Below are 878 nucleotides of genomic sequence, written 5' to 3'. Positions count from 1 at the left end.
TAGAGCGTGTTATGAACTTTGCTCCGTGAGAGCGAAGCCAAGGGTAGAGTTTGCAGATGCCCCGCAAGCCCTACCCAACAGACGTCAGCGATGAAGAATGGAGCTTCGCTGCGCCTTACCTGACCCTGATGGACCAGCACGCGCCCCAGCGCGAGCATGATCTGCGAGAAGTCTTCAACGCGCTGCGTTGGCTGGTGCGCGCGGGAGCGCCCTGGCGGATGCTGCCCAACGATCTGCCGCCCTGGGAAGCGGTTTACCAGCAGAGCCGGCGGTGGCTGGATGCGGGCTGCTTCGAGGCCATGGTCTCTGATCTGCGCTCCATCATCCGCGTGGCCCAAGGGCGCCAGGGCCAGCCCAGCGTCGTGGTGATGGACGGGCGAACGCTGCAATCGAGTTGCGAGAGTGGCCCACGTGCAGGCTATGACGGCTACAAACGCAAGCGAGGCAGCAAGGTGCACATGGCCGTGGACACGCTGGGCCATCTCCTGGCGGTACATGTCACGCCGGCCGACGAGCAAGAGCGCGCTCAGGTGCACCAGTTGTGCGAGGACGTGCAGCAGGCCACTGGCCATACGGTGCAACGGGCCTGGGCAGACCAAGGCTACACGGGTAAGGCGGCATCCAAGGCGGCGCAGGACAACGGCATCGATCTGCAGATCGTGAAGCTGCCCGAGGCGAAGAAAGGCTTTGTACTGCTGCCGCGGCGCTGGGTGGTGGAGCGAAGCTTTGGTTGGCTGGCGAGGTTCCGCAGGCTCTCCCGGGACTATGAGCGGTTGCCGGAAGTGCTCGGCGGGCTACATTTTCTGGTGTTTGCAGTGCTCATGTTGCCCGCCGCTGCACGGGTGCTAGCTGCGGCGGGAAGTTCATAACACGCTCTA

Annotated in this window: 1 protein-coding gene; it reads left to right on the top strand. The window is 63.7% G+C overall.

Annotated features, from left to right (window positions below):
• Nucleotides 1–56 precede the first annotated feature (56 nt).
• Nucleotides 57–869, top strand: coding sequence for an IS5 family transposase (locus tag AVAK2825_RS24700; RefSeq protein WP_284403123.1), 813 nt, complete (start codon nucleotides 57–59; stop codon nucleotides 867–869).
• Nucleotides 870–878: the final 9 nt, after the last annotated feature.

The sequence above is a fragment of the Acidovorax sp. SUPP2825 genome, from assembly GCF_030158995.1.
In the GTDB taxonomy this organism is placed as follows: Bacteria; Pseudomonadota; Gammaproteobacteria; order Burkholderiales; family Burkholderiaceae_C; genus Paracidovorax.
Note: the sequence above shows the minus strand (reverse complement) of the source record. Positions and strands in the feature narration are given on the sequence as shown.

Bases quoted from the DNA above. Each gene is read 5' to 3' on its own strand.
- AVAK2825_RS24700 (WP_284403123.1), top strand. From the start codon at position 57: ATGCCCCGCAAGCCCTACCCAACAGACGTCAGCGATGAAGAATGGAGC.